This window comes from Luteibacter sp., assembly GCF_009912395.1.
Classification (GTDB): domain Bacteria; phylum Pseudomonadota; class Gammaproteobacteria; order Xanthomonadales; family Rhodanobacteraceae; genus Luteibacter.
Window position 1 is genome coordinate 310,608 of sequence record NZ_WNDO01000002.1, and the last position, 14,369, is coordinate 324,976.

The window sequence follows — 14,369 nt, forward strand, 5'->3', positions numbered from 1 at the left end:
AGGGTGAAGGCATCGAAACACGTGTGGGGCCGGGCGGCGCTCGCCCTGGCAGTGGCGACCGCGTTGCTGCCGTCGGTGGCCTGGTCCGCGGAACGCGGCTTTGCCTCGTCGTTCGAGAAGGGCGATCCGCAGCCGGCGAAGCCGGGGCAGGGTGGCCTCGACCTGCGCGTGGTCGGCGGCCCGCCCAAGGAGGCCGTGCTGACCGCCAAGGCCGATGTCGGCTTCACCGGCACGCACTCCCTTCGCTACGCGGCGACCGCCAGCGGCTCGCCGCAGACGGCGAAGCTGTTCGACGTAGACCTTCGCGTGGATGCGGGCACCCAGCTTTCGTGGCTGGTCTTCCCGCGCTCGGTGAAGGACGACCTGTCCAACCCCGCCAACTACGTGTCCATCGACCTCGTCTTCGACGATGGTTCGCGCCTGTCGGCGCTGAAGCTGCCTGACCAGCATCGCGTACCGGCCACGGCGGCCGGGCAGGGTGCGGGGCGCGTGCTCTACCCCGACCAGTGGAACTACGTGAGCGTGGATCTTTCCGCCGCGAAGGGTCGCCGCGTGCGCGCCATCGAGGTCGTCACCGACGCGCCGGCGGGCAAGGTCTTCGAGGGCTGGCTCGACGACGTGCATATCGGCGCGGCGACGACCGTGGCAAGCGACCGACCTACCGACCACGTGGACACGCGTCGCGGCTCGAACGCCAACGCGAACTTCTCGCGCGGCAACAACTTCCCGGCCGTGGCCGTGCCGCACGGCTTCAATTTCTGGACGCCGGTAACCAACGCCGGCTCCAACTGGCTTTACCAGTACCAGGACCGCAACGGCCCGGATAACCGTCCGCGCATCGAGGCGTTCCAGCTTTCGCACGAACCTAGCCCGTGGATGGGTGAGCGCCAGACCTTCCAGGTGATGCCCGCCCAGGTTGCCGACGGCGCGCCCCCGCTGAAGCGCGAGACCCGCGCGCTGTCGTTCGGCCACGATGCCGAACTGGCGCACCCGGACTACTACCGCGTCCGATTCGACAACGGCATCGTCACCGAGATGACGCCGACCGACCACGCGGCGATGTTCCGCTTCACCTTTACCGGCAAGCGCGCGCAGCTGGTCTTCGACAACCTCGACGACCAGGCCGCGGTGACGTTGGATCCCGCCGGCCGTGCCATCCAGGGCTGGTCGGACGTGAAGAGCCGCCTGTCCACCGGCGCCACACGCCTGTATTTCTACGCGACCTTCGACCGTCCGGTGAAGGATAGCGGCCGTCTGACCGGCGAGAAGCGCGACGCGGCTTCCGCCTGGTTCGGTTTCGATACCGCCGGGCGCGACGGCAAGACCGTGACGATGCGCATCGCCACGTCGTTGATCGGCGTCGAGCAGGCGAAGGCCAACCTGGCCCAGGAAATCGCCGCCTCCGACACCTTCGACACGGTGCGCGAGCGCGCCCGTCAGGCTTGGGACGACCAGCTTGGCATCGTGAAGGTGGAGGGCGCCTCGCCCGACGAACTGACCACGCTGTACTCCAACCTCTATCGCCTGTTCCTCTACCCGAACCACGCCTACGAGAACGCCGGCGGCACGAACGAGGCGCCGTCGTGGCGCTACGCGAGCCCGTTCTCGGCGCCGGTCGGCGAGAACACGCCGACGCAAACGGGTGCCCGTGTCCTCGACGGCAAGCCCTACGTCAACAACGGTTTCTGGGACACCTACCGCACCGCGTGGCCCGCGTATGTACTGCTGACGCCGAAGGAGGCCGGTCGGATGATCGATGGCTTCGTGCAGCAGTACCGCGACGGTGGCTGGATCGCGCGCTGGTCGTCGCCGGGCTACGCCGATCTCATGGTCGGCACCAGTTCCGACGTGGCCTTCGCGGACGCCTGGTTGAAGGGCATCCACGACTTCGACGTGTCGGCGTTCTACCAGTCGGCGATCCGCAACGCCTCGACGGTGAGCGATATCAAGGGCACCGGCCGCAAGGGCATCGAGCGTTCGCTGTTCAACGGCTATACCGATGACAAGGTGGCCGAGGGCCTGTCCTGGTCGATGGACGGCTACATCAACGACTTCGCCATCGGCAATCTTGCCTCGGCGCTGGCAAAGGACAAGCCGACCGGCGACCACTACGCGTCCTACGCCGACGACGCATCGTGGTACCGCGCGCGGGCGCTCGGCTACGCCAACTTGTTCGACCCCGATGTCGGCTTCTTTGTCGCCCGCGACCCGGCCGGCACGTGGCGCTGGAACGCGAAGGATTTCAATCCGCTGCGCTGGGGTGGCGACTACACCGAGACCAACGCCTGGAACATGGCCTTCCACGCGCCGCAGGACGGCGCGGGCCTGGCCGGTCTTTACGGTGGCCGCGAGGCGCTGGGCGCGAAGCTCGATGCCTTCTTCTCCACGCCGGGCAAGTTCGACGTGGGTGACTACGGCGACGTGATCCACGAGATGCTGGAAGCGCGCGACGTGCGCATGGGTCAGTACGGTCATTCCAACCAGCCCTCGCACCACATCATCTGGATGTACGACGAGGCGGGCCAGCCCTGGAAGACCCAGGACAAGCTGCGCGATGCGGTGTCGCGCCTGTACGTCGGTAGCGAGATTGGCCAGGGGTATCCCGGTGACGAGGACAACGGCGAGATGTCGGCGTGGTGGATCTTCGGCGCCGCCGGTTTCTACCCGCTGCGCATGGGCACGCCGGAATACGTGATCGGCGCGCCGCATTTCCCGCACATGACCCTGCGCACGGACAACGGCGCCACGATCGACATCCGCGCGCCTGGTGTCAGCGACACCAATCGCTACGTGCAGTCGCTCACGGTGAACGGCAAGCCGTGGAACCGCCTCACGTTGCCGCACGAACTGCTCGCCAAGGGCGCGACGCTGGACTTCACGATGGGTCCCAAGCCCTCGTCGTGGGGTACCGGCGCGGACGCGCTGCCGCCGTCGATCACGTCGGAAGGGGCGAAGCCCTCGCCGCTGCACGACATCCTGCGTAAGGAAGATCTCACGCTCGACGGCAAGACCCCGCAGACCCTCGGCGCCGCCGTGGACAACGATTCGTCGACCGAACTGGCCCTGCCCACGGGCAAGGCGGTCTTCGTGGATCACCCGGCCGCTCCCGCCACCGTGTCGATGTACACCATCACCTCGGCGGCTCAGGCTGCCGCCCCGGCGGCGTGGAAGCTCGAAGGGTCGGCTGACGGCAAGCGCTGGACGGTGCTGGATGCGCGCCAGGGCGAGACCTTCCCGTGGCACCGCCAGACGCGCGCCTTCACCGTGGCCCATCCGGCGTCTTATGCGTATTACCGGTGGAGCTTCGACGGGAAAGCGCCGACCGCCGTGGCAGAGCTGGAGCTCCTGAGCCGCTGATCCCTCTTGTAGGAGCGCGCTTGCGCGCGATCCGCGGCAGCGGCAGTCTGGCCCGCTGCCGCGGATCGCGCGCAAGCGCGCTCCTACAAGAACAGCCTAGGTAACGGCCATCGGGCCCGCGGCCGCGGGGGGTGGGGCTGGCCGGCTTGCCTCACTGTGAAGACCGCCTCAGTCCCCGGGGCCGGCCCTGCTATCATGCCCGCCTGATTTGGTACCTCCGGGGTTCACGTGCTCGAGATCCTTCTGGCTGGTGGCTGGGCCTTGTTGCCCATCCTCGTCTGCTCCCTGGTCGCCCTGGCGATCGTGTTCGAACGTTTCTGGGCGCTACGCCGCGCGGCCGTGCTTCCTCCCGGCCTGGGCGCCGAAGTGCGCCAGTGGGCGCGTTCCGCCCAGCTCGACGCCGCCCATCTCGAGGCGCTGCAGAAGGGTTCGCCGCTGGGCGAGCTTTTCGCGGGCGCCCTGGCCGTGCGCGATCGCCCTCGCGACATCATCAAGGAGCGTATCGAGGACACCGGCCGCCATGTGGTCCACCGCATGGAGCGCTACCTCAATACGCTGGGCACCATCGCCCTGATCGGGCCGCTGCTCGGCCTGCTGGGCACCGTCGTGGGCCTGATTCGCATGTTCCTCAACGTCATGGCGGGCGGCATCGGCGATCCCACCAAGATGGCCGGCGGCATCGGCGAGGCACTGATCTGCACGGCCTTCGGCCTGATCGTGTCCATTCCCGCCTATGTGCTGCACCGCTATTTCCGTTCCAAGGTCGGCGGCTACGTGGTGCAGATGGAAAAGGAAGCCACGGCCCTGCTCGACGATCTCTCGGCGCCGCGCGCCGCGCCGCGTCGCCGTGCGCCCACCGCCGACGTCGCCGCCACGCAGGCCGATTGATCCATGCGTATCGGTTCCCGTCGTGAAGACGACTTCGAGATCAACGTCATTTCGTTGATCGACGTGCTGCTGACCCTGCTGATGTTCTTCGTGCTCAGCACCACCTTCATCGAGCACTCCCGGCTCAAGGTGACGCTGCCGAAGGCTGACGCCGAGGCTCGCGAATCCACGGACAACGCGTTGACCCTCGTGGTGGATCGCGATGGCCATTACGCCGTGGGCAGCGACGAGGTGCCGGGCGAGGGCGTGGAGTCGCTCAAGACCTCCATCGAGCGCGTGGCCGGTAGCGACCGCAACCGCCTGGTCGTGATCCGTGCGGACGCCATGACCCCACACCAGAATGTCGTCCGTGCCATGGACGCGCTGGGCCAACTGGGCTTTACCCGTCTGTCGATCGCGACGACACCGAGCGAGGCTTCGGGCAAGTGAGCAGCACCAAGAAAGTGTCGGTCTGGGATCGCCAGACCTGGCTGACGTACAAGCGTCTGCTGACCTACACCCGCCGTTTTCGCACGGCGGCGTACATCGCCATCGTGGGCATGATCATCGACCCGATCTGCCTGTCGGTGTTCACCGGCATGCTGAAGCCGCTGATCGACAACCTGTTCGTCGACAAGGATCCGTACACGATCTTCTGGATGCCGATCTGGATCGTCTGCATCTTCCTCGTGCGCGGCTTCGCCTCCTACGCGACCGACTACGGCATCGCCTATGTCGGCCGCAACGTGGTGCAGGCCATGCGCATCGACGTGTTCGCGGCCTACCTGCGCCTGCCGTCCACCTTCTTCGCGAAGGAACCTTCGGGCCAGCAGATCTCCCGCATCACCTACACCAGCGAGCAGGTGGCGTCCGCGTCCGCCGATTCGTTGAAGGTGGCGATTACCGAAGGCCTCACGGTCGTTGGCATGCTTTGCGTGATACTCTACCACAGCGCCTATCTTGCGATGGCGCTGCTTGTGCTGGTGCCGTGCGTGGTGGTGATCGTCACCGTCATCAGCCGGCGCTACCGCAAGATCAGCAAGCGCATCCAGGGCAACATGGGCACCGTCACCAGTGCGGTGGAGGAAGCGGTCGCGGCCAACCGCGAAGTGCGCATCTACGGTGGCCAGCAGCATGAGGCCGAGCGCTTCGCCGAAGTGGCCGAGCGTCAGCGTCGCCTGAACCTCAAGGTGAGTTCCACCAGCGCCATGTCGAGCGCGACGATCCAGACCACCGGCGCCGTGGCGCTGGCGATGCTGGTCTTCCTCGGCACGCGCCCGGACGTGCTCAACAACATCACCCCCGGTGTTTTCACCGCCGTGCTCACGGCCATGGGTGCCATGTTGCCTTCGCTCAAGCGCCTCGCCAGTATCCAGTCGAGCCTTCAGCGTGGCGTGACGGCGGCCGAAGACCTGTTCGCCATCATCGACGAACCGCCGGAAGTCGACCACGGCACCGAGGAACTGGTCCGTACCCGTGGCGACATCCGTTTCGAAGGCGTGCGCCTGGTCTACGAGCGCAACGAACACGTAGCCTTGCGCGGTGTGGACCTGGTCTGCGCGCCGGGCACGGTCACCGCCCTGGTAGGACGTTCGGGCAGCGGCAAATCCAGCCTCGTGAGCCTGCTGCCGCGCTTCTACGAGCCGTCGGGTGGCCAGATCCTCATCGACGGTCGCGACTACGCCCAGTACACGCTGGCCTCGCTGCGACGCCAGATTGCCTGGGTAGGACAGCACGTGGTGTTGTTCGACGACACCGTGGCCGCCAATATCGCCTACGGCGAAATGGCTGGTGCGTCCGAGGCGGACATCATCGAGGCGGCCAAGGCCGCCAACGCCATGGAATTCATCGAGCGCCTGCCGCTGGGCTTGCAGACGCCGATCGGGCAGGGCGGTAACTCGCTCTCCGGTGGCCAGCGCCAGCGTATCGCCATCGCGCGCGCGATCCTGAAGAACGCGCCCATCCTCGTGCTCGACGAGGCGACCAGCGCGCTGGATACCGAGTCCGAGCGACTCATCCAGGATGCGTTGACCCGCCTCATGCGCGACCGCACCACGCTGGTGATCGCGCATCGCCTGTCCACCATCGAACACGCGGACCAGATCGCCGTGATGGAGCAGGGGCGCATCATCGAGTTGGGCGCGCACCGCCAGTTGCTGGATATCGGCGGGCAGTACGCGGCCCTGCATCGCATGCAGTTCCACGAGCAGGCCACGGGGGGCTGACCCCGTGGCGCTTGGCGATTCGCTGACACGACGCTGGTATGGCACGGGCTCGCCGCCTCTGTGGGCGCGACCGCTCGAAGTCCTCTACCGGCACGTGGTGAAGCGCCGCGCGCAGGATTACCGTGACGATCCTTCGCGGATCGTGCGTCTTCCGGTTCCCGTCGTCGTGGTCGGCAACATCACCCTGGGCGGTACCGGCAAGACGCCGCTGATCGTGGCGCTTGCGCAGGCGATGGCCGCGCGCGGTTTCACGCCGGGTGTCGTCAGTCGTGGGTATGGCGGTAGTGAGCGCGGCCCCTACCTGCTTGGCGAGGACGACCTGCCGTCAAAGGTGGGCGACGAGCCTTGCCTCATCCGCCAGAACGGTATTCCCGTGGCTATCGGCCGCGAGCGGCCCGCGGCGGCGCAGTTGCTGGTGGCCGCGGGTTGCGACCTCGTGCTCGCCGACGATGGCCTGCAACATCACCGGCTGGGTCGCGACGTGGAGATCTGCGTGCTCGATGGCGAACGTCGCCTTGGCAACGGTCACCTGCTTCCGGCAGGGCCGTTGCGCGAACCGGCCGATCGCCTGCGCGAAGTGGATCACGTCGTGGTCAACGGCGGCGTGCCGGGGGAAGGCGAAGTGCCAATGACCCTCGAAGGCGGGGTCGCAGTGAACATGGACGATCCGACCCTTAGCGCGCCGCTGTCGGATTTCGCCGGACGCCCTGCGCACGCGGTGGCGGGCATCGGCAATCCGTCGCGTTTCTTTGCGAGCCTTGCCGCCCAGGGCATCGCGGTGGACGGACATCCGTTTGCCGACCACCACGCGTTCACCCGCGACGATTTTCTCTTCGCCGATGGCTGCCCCGTACTCATGACGGACAAGGACGCGGTGAAGTGCCGAGCCTTTGCCCGGGCGAACTGGTGGCGCGTGCCTGTGCGCGCCGTGTTGCCGGCATCGTTCTACGACGGTATCGCGGAACGCTTGCGTCAGCTTGCCCGTGCGCCCTGACGTCGCGCGGCGAACACCAGCAATAGCCCCATCACCACGAACGCCGCCGCCACGGCGGGAATATGCGCCGGCCCCATGGCGTTGACGATGAGTCCGCCGATCAAGGCGCCCAGGCCGATGGCGGCATTGAACACGGCCACGTTGATCGATGTCGCAGCATCTTCGCCGCCGGCGATGGTCGCTGCTTCCTTGAACACCGAGGTCTGCAGGAGTACGGGCAGCGCACCGTAGGATGCTCCCCATAGCGCGAGGACAACGATCGTCGCGAACGGTCCCGTGACCTGGTTCAGCGCGATGAGGCTGATCGCCATCAGGGCGGTCACGATACCGAGGCACGCGTTCAACGACCTGGCGGCGAAGGGACCGATGGCGAAGTTCAGCACCACGCCGGCCGCGCCGTACACGAGCAGCATGGCGCCCACCTGGTCCGGTGTCAGCCCGGCAACGCTTCCGAGATACGGAGTGACGTAGGTGTAGGCGAGGAAATTGCCCGTCACGATCGAGGCCGTGATGGCGAAGATCAACATCAGCGGACGGTGGCGCGCGATGGCGCCCAGTGCGCCGCGAATCGAGGCATGCGGCAGGCGCACGGCAGGAATGGACCAGGCCAGGGCCCCGAACACGAACAGGCTGAGCAGGCCCAGCGCGGCGAACACGGCGCGCCATCCCGAGTGCTCGCCGATGATGGTGCCGGCGGGTACGCCCAGCACGGTGGCCAGCGACACGCCACCGAAGACGATCGAGGTCGCGCGTATGGCATGGCGCGGCGCCACCATGTGCACGGCCGTCACCACCGCCGTCGACCAGAACACGCCGATGGCGGCGGCGACCAGCACGCGGCCCAGTAGCACTGCGAGGTAATCCGGGGCGAGGTAGGTGACCACGTTGCCCACGCAGCACACGGCGAGCAGGGCGGACATCAGCAGCTTGCGGTTGATCGCGCCGAGCAGGCCGGTCAACGGCGTGGCGGTGAGGGCGACCACGAAGGAGAAACAGGTGACGAGGTAGCCGGCCTCGCCGAGCGAGACATGCAGGCCGGCCGCCATCGAGGGCAGTACACCGACGGGCATCAGTTCGGTGCTGACAAAGCAGAAGCACCCCAGCGTCAACGCCAGGATGGCGGCGGCGCTGCGGGCCTTCGGAAGCGCCAGGGGCGCTTCGACAGAGGGAGCGAGGGTATCCATGATCGATCCGTGGGGAGGGGAGGCCGGCATTGTCGGTTTGCCCCAGGGCCGAATGCGATATCATCAAAGGCACATCATTCATGCCTGGTATTCACCAATGCGCGAGCTGAGCACCCAGTTGCTGGAAGGCGTGGATGTCCTGTCCGCGGTGGTCGATACGGGTAGTTTCGGCGGGGCCTCCGAGGTGCTCGACATGTCGCCGTCGGGCGTGAGCAAGGCGATCTCCCGGTTGGAATCCCGCCTGGGGATTCGTGTCTTCGAGCGCACGACGCGCTCGGTCCGGTTGACGGACGAGGGCAAGCGCTTCTACGAAGAGGTGATGCCGCTGATCGCCGCGCTCGCCGACGCCACGGTTAATGCGGCGGACGGCGCACGGAAGGTGCGTGGACGCCTGCGCGTGAACGTTGATCCGTTGTTCGCACAACTCGTGCTGGGGCCGCGTCTTGGCGCGTTCATGGACAGCCACCCCGAACTGGAGATCGAACTGCGCAGCAAGGACGAACTGGGCGACCTCGTCGCCGACGGTTTCGACGTGGCGATCCGCTTCGGGCATCCGCAGCCCTCCACGCTGGTCGCCAGGAAACTCCTCGACACGCACGTCTTCGCCGTCGCCTCGCCGGCGTACCTCAAGCGTTTCGGTGCGCCGAAGGATCCGCACGACCTGGAAGGGGCCGGGCACCGCTGCATCCAGTACCGCGAGCCGGTGACGGGCCGACCGTTCCCGTGGGAATTCCAACAGCGGCGAAAGAAGCTGGTCGTGAAACCGGAAGGCACGCTCACGGTCAACGACCCGGGCACCCTGCACAGCATCTGCAAGGCCGGCCTTGGCATCGGGCAATTGTTCGAGCTGGGCATCGAGGACGATCTGGCGACGAAGCGCCTGGTCCGCCTGTTTCCCGACTGGTCCGACCTGCGTTTTCCCCTGTACGCCTATTACCCCTCTCGCCACCACGTGCCCGCCAAGACCCGCGCGCTGCTCGATTTCGTGATGGCCCTGGTCTGATCCCTGGCGCCCATGAAAAAGCCCCCGACAAGCGGGGGCTTCGGGTAAAACGCGAACCGCTGCCTTACTGCACGCGGCTCACGTTGCCCTGTTCGTCGACCACTACGACGTCGCCGTTGCGGATCGCGGAGGCGTCCTTGACTTCGACATTGGTGTAGCCGCCGGTGCCCATCTTCAGACGCAGGGTGTAGCTCTCGCTGCCACCGCCTTTGCCGACGGCGTTGCCGGCAAAGCCGCCACCGACGGCGCCGGCCACGGTCGCCAGCTTGCGGCCATTGCCGCGACCCACCTGGTTGCCCAGCACGCCACCGGCGATGGCGCCGATGACCGCGCCCGCGGTGCCGTGGTCACGGCCCTGGGTGATGTTGTGTTCGATGCTCTGCACCACGCCGCACTGGTCGCAGCGAACGTAGATGCCATCGGGACGGTTGAGGACGGCCGCCGACGCCGGAGCGACGACCGCCGTGGCGAGAAGGGCGGCCATGGGGATGCCGAGGACGGTCTTCAGGTTCATTAAAACTCTCCTATCGCACGGTCTGTAAGGGGATCTGCCGTGTGCGTCCAAGTCTAAACAACGTGACTGAACGGAAAGCGAGCAGATTTCTCAAAAGCATGTACCCAGGGGGATACTACGCCGATGACTACCGCCATCGTCTGGTTCCGCCGCGACCTCCGCCTCGCCGACCATCCGGCCCTCGACGCCGCCGCCTCGGCGCACGATCGCGTGCTGCCGCTCTATATCCATGCACCGGACGAGGAGGGCGCCTGGGCTCCGGGTGCCGCCAGCCGCTGGTGGCAACATCATGCCCTTGAGGCGCTCGACGCCTCGCTGCGCCGCCATCGCGGCGGCTTGCAGGTGCTCCATGGCCCGAGCCTGGACGCGCTGCGCGCCGCCATCGAAGCGACGGGGGCGACCACGGTCTACTTCCATCGCCTGTACGAGCCGCTGGCGCTTCGTCGCGACGAAGCCGTCCGCCGGGCGCTGGAAGACGACGGCATCGAGGTCAACATCCTCAACGGCTCGCTCTGGTGCGAACCCTGGGAACTGGCGACGAAGCAGAACGAGCCCTACAAGGTGTTCACCCCGTTCTGGCGCAACCTGCGGCCGCGCATCGACGACGCGCATCCGCTGCCCGTGCCCTCACCACTACGCCTCGCAGCATTGCCGCGCTCGGTGCCGGTCGCCGACCTCGGCTTGTTGCCCACACTGGACTGGGCGAAGGGCTTCGACGAATGGACGCCCGGCGAAACGGGTGCCACCGAGATGCTGGACCTGTTCGCCGACGACGCCGTGGGCCACTACGTGGAAGGTCGCGACCTGCCGGCCCGACATGGCACCTCGCGCCTGTCACCACACCTGCACTGGGGCGAGATCACGCCCCGCCAGATCGCCGCCGGTCTGCGCGAACGCCTCGGGCGTCGGCGTAACGGCGCGGACATCGAGCCTTATCTGCGGCAGTTGGGCTGGCGCGAATTCGCGCACCATCTGCTCTACCATTTTCCGAAAACGCCTACAAAAAACTTTAACCCACGTTTCGATGGGTTCCGTTGGGCGAAGCGTGACGCTCACGCGTTGCGTCGATGGAAGCAGGGCCTTACCGGCATCCCCATCGTCGACGCGGGCATGCGCGAGCTTTGGGCCACGGGATGGATGCACAACCGCGTGCGCATGCTGGTGGCCAGCCTGCTCACCAAGAACCTTCGCCAGCACTGGCTCTTGGGCGAGAAGTGGTTCTGGGACACGCTGGTGGACGCGGACCTCGCCAACAACGCGATGGGCTGGCAGTGGGTGGCTGGCAGTGGCGCGGATGCCGCGCCGTATTTCCGTATCTTCAATCCGGTGACCCAGTCCGAGAAGTTCGACCCTGACGGCGCCTACATCCGTCGCTGGGTACCCGAGCTGGCCAAGGCGCCGGGGCGCCTCGTCCATGCGCCTTGGGAGGACGAGGCCTTCCTCAAGCGCTCGGGGTATCCCGCGCCGCTGGTCGACCTGAAGACGACGCGCGAGGCGGCGCTTACGGCGTACCAGTCCCTGCGTTCCTGTCCTTGAGCAGCAGGGCGAGCACGGGCGGCGTGATCATGGCGGTGAGTAACGACATCGCCACGATCACCGCGTAGATACGCTCGTCGAACACCCCGGCCGCGAGGCCCAGGCTGGCGATCACCACGCCCACCTCGCCGCGCGGCACCATGCCGAAACCGACGATGGTCGCGCCGCGCCGTCCGAGGCGGATGGCACCCAGGAAGCCGCCGGCGAGCTTCGACACCACGGCGATCGCCGTGACCACTGCCAGCATCCACAGCGCGCTCGCGCTGCCCAGCTCGGCGAGATTGACCTTGGCGCCGGTGACCACGAAGAAGAACGGGGTGAGGAAGGCCAGCAGCGGCGCCGTCTGTTCCTCGAGCTGGTGTCGCTGACGGGTTTCCGAGGCGATCATGCCGGCGAGGAAGGCGCCGATGATCGCCGCGAGGTGGAACTTCATCGACAGATAGGCCAGGCCCAGGCACAGCGCGAGGACGATGCCGAGCGCCGACATCGGGCTGCTGGGTTTGTCGAGCCAGCCGGAGCCACGACGCATGACGCGGGTGCCGCCCCAGCCGATCACCGCCACGAAGCCCACGGCGCCTAGCAGGGTGCCGGCGAGGCTGCCGATATCGACCGAGCCGCCCCCTTGCAACGAGGAGACGACGCCCAGCAGCAACATGGCGAGGATGTCGTCGATGACGGCGGCACCGAGGATGATCCGGGCCTCCTGCCGTTGCAGCACGCCCAGTTCCTGGAGCACGCGCGCCGTGATGCCGGCGGAGGTGGCGACAAAGGCGGCGGCCACGAACATCGAGCGGATCCAGTCGAAGCCGGAGCCATGGGCCCAGATCGCACCGAGCGCGAACGGAACCAATACGCCGAGCACGCCGACCAGGAAGGCGCTGGTGCCCACGCGCTTGAGATCGTCGAGCCGGGTTTCGAGGCCGACTGAGAAAAGGAGGAGGATGACGCCGATTTCGGCCAGCACGTCGAGCGGCGTACCCGTGGCGATGTCGGGCAGGGCGACCCATCCGAGCGCGGAAGGGCCGATGGCGCAACCGGCGGCGATTTCGCCCACGACGGACGGCAGGCGCAGGCGCTGCGCGATCTCGCCGCCGATTTGCGCGGCGACGAAGATGATGAACAGGGTGAGCAGGATGCCCGCGGAGTCGTGCATGGAGGTGGTCCCGGTACAGCGGCGCAGGAAGCGCGCCGGGTCCGAGGGTAACCCCTCAGGCCCCGGTTCCGGGAGTCGTCCCTGGCCGCGTGTCGCGCAGACGGCTGAAGATCCAGCTGGCGGCGAGGGTGATCATGCCCAGCACGATCACGGACCCGCGGAAGGCATGGACATACGAACCGGCCGCGCGGTCGTTGAGAAAGCCCGCCATCATCAACGACGCCAGCGCGATGCCAAAGCTCATGGACAGGTACTGCGCTGTGGAGGCCATGGACGAGGCCTGTGAGGCGTAGCGCACGTCGAGGTCCACATAGGCCAGCGTGTTCATCGAGGTGTACTGGATCGACATGATCGCGCCATACACTCCGACGTAGGCGGCGATCGCCCAGGTTGGCGTCGCGGGTGACAGCAGCGCGAAGCCGCAGAGCACGATGGCGACGCCAATGGTGTTGCCCAGTAACAGTCGGCGGTACCCGAAGCGGGTAAGCAGGCGGTCGATGAAGGGTTTTACCGCGATGGAGCCGAGCGCCTGCGGCACCATCATCATGCCCGCCGCCAGTGGCGACCATCCGCAGCCGATTTGCAGGAACAGCACCAGCAGCAGGTACATGCCCGACACGCCCAGCCGGGTGAACAGGTTGCCGGCGAGGGACACCCACACGCTACGCACGCGCAGCAGTGAGAGGTCGCTGACGGGATGGGCCACGCGACGGCTATGCCGGGCATACAGCGCGCCCAGGCCGACGGCGGCCAGCGCATAACCGGCCACATGCAGCCAGTGGCCGTCGCTTCCTGCCGTTTCCGCCGCCATGAGCATCAAGGCCGAAGCGCCGGCGAACAGCACGAAACCGAAGGTGTCGAAGCGATTGGCCTCGTCCAGGCGGTAGTCGGGCATCTCGCGCCGGTTCAACAGCAGGCCGCCGATGCCTACCGGCACGTTGATCAGGAAGATCAGCCGCCAGTTGGTGAATTCCACCAGCGCGCCGCCAAGCAAGGGGCCGAACACCGAGCCGAGCAGGCCGAAGGTGGCGACGGTGGTCATGGCGGTCACGAATTCGCGGCGATCAATGCTGCGCACCAGCACATAGCGGCCCACGGGCATCAGCGCGGCGCCGCCCAGGCCCTGCACCACGCGCGCCATGACCAGTTGCGGCAGGCTCTGCGCGAGCCCGCACAGCAGCGAACCGAACGAAAACACGAGAATGGCCCCGCCGAACACGCGGCGCGTGCCGAAGCGGTCGCACAGCCAGGGGCTCATCGGGATGAAGATCGCCAGCGTGAGCACGTAGCAGGTGAGGGCGGTACGCATGCTCAGCGGCGTGACGTCCAGCGCGCCCGCGATGGCCGGTACGGCGGTGTTGACGATGGTCGAGTCCAGCGCCTGCATGAAGAACGCGGCCGAGACCAGCCAGATGAGGCCCCGATAACGGGCACGGCTGGAAGGTGCGGCAGGCGCCAGGGCCGGTCGATCAGTGGGAAGCGGGTGTGCGTCGGCTTGTGAAGGTTTATCGATGACGTCGTCGAGGGGCATGGTAA

11 protein-coding genes are annotated in these 14,369 nt (G+C 67.0%); 7 read left to right on the plus strand and 4 right to left on the minus strand.

Translation table 11 applies throughout. The features are described 5' to 3' along the window. Positions 1-3 precede the first annotated feature (3 nt). The 5 genes from GAK28_RS03885 to lpxK all read left to right on the plus strand — a co-directional run bounded on the left by GAK28_RS03885 (position 4) and on the right by lpxK (position 7,443). Entirely contained in the window at positions 4-3,357 is a 3,354-nt protein-coding gene (locus GAK28_RS03885; RefSeq protein WP_291775291.1) for a GH92 family glycosyl hydrolase, read from the plus strand. 228 nt (positions 3,358-3,585) lie between these two features. Next, positions 3,586-4,245, plus strand: a complete 660-nt coding sequence (locus GAK28_RS03890; protein ID WP_291775294.1) for a MotA/TolQ/ExbB proton channel family protein — start codon at positions 3,586-3,588, stop codon at positions 4,243-4,245. A 3-nt stretch (positions 4,246-4,248) separates the two neighbouring features. After that, positions 4,249-4,674, plus strand: coding sequence for a biopolymer transporter ExbD (locus GAK28_RS03895; protein WP_291775298.1), 426 nt, complete (start codon positions 4,249-4,251; stop codon positions 4,672-4,674). Then, complete coding sequence (msbA, locus tag GAK28_RS03900; RefSeq protein WP_291775301.1) at positions 4,671-6,449, plus strand: lipid A export permease/ATP-binding protein MsbA; 1,779 nt, start codon at positions 4,671-4,673, stop codon at positions 6,447-6,449. The genes GAK28_RS03895 and msbA overlap by 4 nt, the downstream gene beginning before the upstream one ends. A gap of 4 nt (positions 6,450-6,453) precedes the next feature. Then, entirely contained in the window at positions 6,454-7,443 is a 990-nt protein-coding gene (gene lpxK / locus GAK28_RS03905) for a tetraacyldisaccharide 4'-kinase (RefSeq protein WP_291775304.1), read from the plus strand. On the opposite strand, the gene GAK28_RS03910 is transcribed toward lpxK, so the two are convergent. After that, the gene (locus tag GAK28_RS03910) at positions 7,422-8,627 is read right to left on the minus strand and encodes an MFS transporter (protein WP_291775307.1); all 1,206 of its coding nucleotides are present in this window, start codon (positions 8,625-8,627) and stop codon (positions 7,422-7,424) included. The genes lpxK and GAK28_RS03910 overlap by 22 nt on opposite strands. A 97-nt stretch (positions 8,628-8,724) precedes the next feature. Here GAK28_RS03910 and GAK28_RS03915 point away from each other — a divergent pair, with 97 nt between their 5' ends. Further along, entirely contained in the window at positions 8,725-9,630 is a 906-nt protein-coding gene (locus GAK28_RS03915; protein ID WP_291775310.1) for a LysR family transcriptional regulator, read from the plus strand. A gap of 64 nt (positions 9,631-9,694) precedes the next feature. Here GAK28_RS03915 and GAK28_RS03920 read toward each other — a convergent pair whose 3' ends face one another. Beyond that, entirely contained in the window at positions 9,695-10,144 is a 450-nt protein-coding gene (locus GAK28_RS03920; protein ID WP_291775313.1) for a glycine zipper 2TM domain-containing protein, read from the minus strand. A gap of 123 nt (positions 10,145-10,267) precedes the next feature. Between GAK28_RS03920 and GAK28_RS03925 the strand changes: the two genes are divergently transcribed. Beyond that, positions 10,268-11,680 carry a deoxyribodipyrimidine photo-lyase gene (locus GAK28_RS03925; RefSeq protein ID WP_291775316.1) on the plus strand — a complete coding sequence of 471 codons (1,413 nt, stop codon included), beginning with the start codon at positions 10,268-10,270 and terminating at the stop codon, positions 11,678-11,680. Here GAK28_RS03925 and GAK28_RS03930 read toward each other — a convergent pair. Both GAK28_RS03930 and GAK28_RS03935 read right to left on the minus strand, forming a co-directional pair. Continuing rightward, positions 11,646-12,833, minus strand: a complete 1,188-nt coding sequence (locus GAK28_RS03930; RefSeq protein WP_291775318.1) for a cation:proton antiporter — start codon at positions 12,831-12,833, stop codon at positions 11,646-11,648. The genes GAK28_RS03925 and GAK28_RS03930 overlap by 35 nt on opposite strands. A gap of 55 nt (positions 12,834-12,888) precedes the next feature. Next, positions 12,889-14,364: an MFS transporter gene (locus GAK28_RS03935; RefSeq protein WP_291775321.1), complete on the minus strand. Its 1,476-nt coding sequence runs from the start codon at positions 14,362-14,364 to the stop codon at positions 12,889-12,891. Positions 14,365-14,369: the final 5 nt, after the last annotated feature.